Raw genomic sequence first — 4758 nt, 5'->3', positions numbered from 1 at the left:
ATGCGCCTAGAGGGCAAGGACTACGTCGTTCAAGACGGCGACGTGATGCATTTTAGATTTAACGTCTAAGGCGCAAAATCGGTCAAATTTGGCTTTTGCAACTAAGCAGTTTTTTGTCCAAATTTGACCACTCTTGCTTTATGCCGTGCGGCCATGAACCCAAATGCTGGCAAAATAAATTTGACGCCTTTTGTGCCGACGTTTTATTTGCCTCAATAACTGCGCCCTAAATTTTAGTCTTTTAAAAACGCGGTTAAATTTAGCTCGGCGCGGGTTTTGTAGCTCAAATTCGACTCGCGCTAAATTTAAGGAAAAAATTTGAAAAAGATCATAGCCGTTTGCGTAACCGCATTAAATTTACTCCATACTCAAATAATTTTCAAGGACACCAAGATTGCGTAGTTTTAGCACATCGTCGCACCGCTTAGGCAGCGCGCCCAGATGTTATAACCTATCAATAAAGTTGTATGCAAGCTCTACAAAGAGGCAAAATAGGTCAAATTTGAAAAACAAAACAAGTAAAATTTAACAAAGGAGCGCAATGATAAAACCGGTCTTACTACTACTTTTTGCGCTAAATTTCGCCCTCGCAAATTTGACGGACGAAGGTCAAACGGCCTACGATGCGGGCGATGAGCAAAGGGCGGCAAAAATTTGGCAAAAAGCGTGCGAAACGGGCGAAGCGCGCGGATGCGTAAGGCTTGGATTTTTATACCAAAGCGGCAGAGGCGTAAAGCAAGATGACGAAAAAGCAGGTAAATTTTACCAAAAAGCCTGCGACGCGGGCGAGCTAAGAGGCTGCGATAGCCTAGCCTCGCTCCACCAAAGCAGCGGCGAACACGCCAAAGCCGCCGCGATTTTTGAGCGAGCCTGCGAAAAAGGATTTGGTTTAAGCTGCTATAATCTAGCTCAAATTTACGAAGCAGGCATCGGCGTCGCACCAGATGAAAGCAAGGCGCTAGAGCTCTACGTAAAGGCCTGCGAGCGCGGATACGCGGTAGTTTGCTACTATCTAGGCGGCATGTACGCGGACGGCGCAATGGGCAAAAACGACGAAGCCGCGAAAAACTCGAAAAACGCGCTCAAATTTTACTCGCTTGCCTGCGAGGGTAAAATTTACGAAGCGTGCGAGGCTTTGGGTAAGCTTTACGAGGACGGCGAGGCCGGTTTTGCGCAGGATATCAAGGCTGCTAGATCCTACTACGACAAGGCCTGTGCCGTAAATGCCTACAAATGCAGCGGCAGCGAGCGTCTGGACGAGCTATACGGCGGCTGGGCGCAGTATCAAAGTGGGCAGTTTGAGGCAGCATACGAGCTGGGCAAAGAGGCGTGCGGCAGGGGCGTAGCAAACGGTTGTGGAGCGCTAGGAGAACTCTACGCAAAGGGGCTTGGTGGAGCGCAGCAAGATAGCGAGCAGGCGGTCAAATTTCACGAGAAGGCCTGCGAAGGCGGCTTTGGGGCTTCTTGCGCCGAACTTGGCGATATGTTATTTCATGGACGCAGCGTAAAAAAGGACGTTTCTCGCGCGCTGGAGCTTTTTGAAAAGGCCTGCCTACTTTGGCGACTAGATGCCTGCGAGAGCCTAGCGGACGCGTATTTTGATGGATCAGACGTGCCGCAAGATATAGCAAAGGCCTTTAACTTTTACGGGATCGCCTGCTACAACGGGCTAAAACCGGCCTGCACGAACCTGGGCGCGATCTACGAAAAAGGCATAGGCGAAGCGGTAAAAGCCGACGCCAGCGAGGCTACGAGCCTTTTTAGCGAGGCTTGCGAGGCGGACGATGCGCGCGGGTGCCTAAATCTAGCGCGCCGCCTTGAGCGCAGCGACAAAAAACAAGCCGCCGCGCTACGCCAAAAGGCGCAAAAGCTGCACGAAAAAGAGTGCGAGGCTGGGCTAGCTAAAAAGTGCATGGAGTTTAAAAAATCAACCGATAAAGGAGAAAAGCATGAGTTTTAAAAAAGTTTCATTTGCCGCCGTTGCGGCTGTTTGTCTGTTTTTAGGCGGCTGCACCCAGCCTAGAACCACGCAGATAGAGCTACCAAAAAGCGCGCTAGATAGCGTAAATCTACCAAACGAAGTGGCCATAGACGGCGAAAAATTCGTCTTAAAGCAAAAAAACGCAAGAACGGCTGAGTTTTATCTACCCAATGAAAAAGTGGGCTTTAAATGGACCAAGCTAGTGAGCGTCACCGTCGATGAAAACGCCGATATAAACGAATACCAAAAGACCTTTGTAACCGCGCTAAAAAGCGGGCAGTTCGGCAAAGCGGAGTATGATTTTAAGTCTATAAACGATAAAGAGTATCAAGCTTACACGATCTACTATCCGATCGCTGGCAACCCGGATTTTGACAACTACGAGATCAATCTAATCCACGTCAAGAGCCTTAGCTGCGGGCTTAGAGTCACGCACTACGCGCTAAAGTTTCTAAATATAGCCGATAGAAGCAAATTTCACACGCTAATCAAGCAAAAATTGCCGATATTTTTAGCGCAGATGCCGCAAGTCGAGTGCAAATAATTTTACTTTCGGGCGTTATTTTTAGTTTTTGCTAAATTTAGCGCCATTTTTTTGCGGACTAATTTTTAAAATTTAGCCCGTAAACTACGACAAATTTGACGCTTTGCTTGCGCGGGCGGTCAAATTCGACAAGCGTAACGGCTACACATTTGACGCCGCTTTTTGATTTCGGCGGTAAATTTTATGATTCATGCTTGCTTGCTAACGGCTTAGGCAAAAACTACCCAAAGGAAAAATATGGAAAACGGCGGACTGGCGGTATATTTCGGAGAAAATTTGGCGCAAATTTTATCGCAAAAGATAAAGGCGGTTTATCCCAAATTTGACGCGCAGAGCTACTGCGGGCAAATCGCTGAAAGCACGCCAAATTTCGGCTATTCGCAAAGGATTTTGGCGCACGCAAACGCGCTAAATGAACTTTTGCCGCCGGATTTTAGGCGCGCGGCGGAGATTTTGGTCGCGATTTTAGGCGAAGAAAACCCGAACGAAACGGGCATGTTTAAGCATTTTTACTGGACCTTGCCGCTGGCAAAATACGTCGAAATTTACGGCCTAGACGACTTTGAAGCCTCGATGAATGCGATTGAGGAAATCACAAAGCGCGGCACGGGCGAGTATGCGGTGCGCGCCTTTATCAAAAAATACCCGCAAGACTCGCTAAAAACCATGACGCAGTGGGCGCGCTCGTCAAATTTTCACCTGCGCAGGCTGGCATCCGAGGGCCTGCGACCAAAGCTGCCGTGGGCTAGCAAGCTGGAGCTTTTCATCAGCGACCCAAGCCCGGTTTTTACGGTGCTGGAGATACTCAAAGAGGACGATGTGCGCTTCGTGCAGCGCTCGGTCGCAAACAACGTCGCAGACTATCTAAAGGTAAATTTTGCCGCCGCAAAAGAGCTGCTCGTGCGCTGGCAAAGCTCGCAAAATAAAAATACGCAGCAAATAATCCGTCACGCCACAAGAAAAATAAAAATTTAGCTTTTTGCGCAGATACGTAAGTCGGCGACTAAATTTGAGATGCAAATTTTATAAACTTATAACGCATTTTATAAACAAAAAAGCAGTTCAATCCGCCGAATAAAAAGTTGAGGCGAGCTTGGTGGTCACCGTAGCAAAGCAAAAGATCAAATTTACACTGCCGCCCGAAATCAAATTTAACTCCAAACCCGCAACGATACGCAAATTTTAAAAGCCGCCGTACTCAAATTTAAAGCAAAATACCCAAGCAAATCCAAAAATCAAAGCGTCAAATTTAAGCCCTCACGTCCAAGCCGCAAGCAGTCGTGCGATTAGCAAGTCAAATTTGCCAAGCTGAAACCGAGCAAAATAAACCCCATTACGCAAGCATCGCAAGCGACCAAGCCCCAAAACAAATCTAGCCCGCAAAGATCCTAAACGCCGCCCAGACGCAAAGAGCGCCGACTACAACGCCGACGGCAAAAGCCGAAGCGACGTAGAGTTTTTGCTTTTTTCTGATCTGCTCAAATTTCTTTTCGTGATGCTTTTTCACGCCCTCGAAGGTCAAATTTAAGATCTTTTCGTTCGTTTGATTTAGCGCATCGGCAAAGCTCTTTATCTGCTCGTCGTTGATGTAGTGCATAGTCTTGCGCGTCGCGTTGGCCAGGCGCTCGTAGTCCTCGCTGTTTTCCCAGAGCTCGACGACGGTGTTGTTTTCGATGCGCTCTTTTAGTTCTAGCGTCTCTTTTAGCTCGTTTTGTTCGACTAGTTGCGTTCCCATTGCGCCTCCTTAGTTGATAGTTCCTATTTTGTCGCCGTATTTTAGCTTTTGCTCGGCTGCTAGATCAAATTTGACCGCGCCCTGCTCGCTAAGGATGAGGATCGTAGAGCCCAGCTCAAACATCCCCAGCTGCTCGCCCTTTTTCGCGCTTAAATTTTCGTATTCATAAAGCGCGACGTTGCCGGCGCAGGCGTTAGTCTGTATGCGCGCGTCAAAGTCAAATTTCATCTTGCCCACGTTTAGCGCGCCGACGAAGACCAGCCACATCTTTTTGCCGCTTGCAAGCTCGCATTTTAGCACCACGCGCTCGTTTTTGGCGTAAAGATTTGGCACCTTTAGCAGCGCGCTAACGGCCACGCTATATAGCTCGCCCGGCACGTAGAGTGCGGATAATATCCTCATATCGCAAGGCGCGTGGTAGCGGTGATAGTCGCGCGGGCTGAGGTAGATATTTACGTACTCTAGCTCGGCGTCTCGCTCCCAGCGCTCCATACTATC

At 48.5% G+C, this 4758-nt stretch carries 6 protein-coding genes; 4 read left to right on the top strand and 2 right to left on the bottom strand.

Translation table 11 applies throughout. From position 1 onward, the window contains the following. The 4 genes from Q0338_RS08955 to Q0338_RS08940 all read left to right on the top strand — a co-directional run. On the top strand, positions 1–69 hold a 69-nt coding region (locus Q0338_RS08955), incomplete at its 5' end, for a DUF933 domain-containing protein (protein ID WP_298086448.1). 472 nt (positions 70–541) lie between these two features. Next, positions 542–1960, top strand: a complete 1419-nt coding sequence (locus Q0338_RS08950; protein ID WP_298086447.1) for a tetratricopeptide repeat protein — start codon at positions 542–544, stop codon at positions 1958–1960. Beyond that, positions 1950–2525: a hypothetical protein gene (locus tag Q0338_RS08945; protein ID WP_298086446.1), complete on the top strand. Its 576-nt coding sequence runs from the start codon at positions 1950–1952 to the stop codon at positions 2523–2525. The genes Q0338_RS08950 and Q0338_RS08945 overlap by 11 nt, the downstream gene beginning before the upstream one ends. Before the next feature lie 237 nt (positions 2526–2762). Then, positions 2763–3500: a DNA alkylation repair protein gene (locus tag Q0338_RS08940; protein WP_298086445.1), complete on the top strand. Its 738-nt coding sequence runs from the start codon at positions 2763–2765 to the stop codon at positions 3498–3500. 397 nt (positions 3501–3897) lie between these two features. Here the strand turns inward: Q0338_RS08940 and Q0338_RS08935 are convergent, their stop codons facing one another. Beyond that, complete coding sequence (locus Q0338_RS08935) at positions 3898–4260, bottom strand: hypothetical protein (protein WP_298086444.1); 363 nt, start codon at positions 4258–4260, stop codon at positions 3898–3900. A 9-nt stretch (positions 4261–4269) separates the two neighbouring features. After that, positions 4270–4758 (bottom strand): archaetidylserine decarboxylase (asd, locus tag Q0338_RS08930; RefSeq protein ID WP_298086443.1); only part of this gene is annotated, 489 nt, incomplete at its 5' end.

The sequence above is a fragment of the uncultured Campylobacter sp. genome, from assembly GCF_938018145.1.
GTDB lineage: Bacteria > Campylobacterota > Campylobacteria > Campylobacterales > Campylobacteraceae > Campylobacter_A.
The sequence above is the reverse complement of the archived record's forward strand: the minus strand, read 5'-3'. Positions and strand labels throughout refer to the sequence as shown.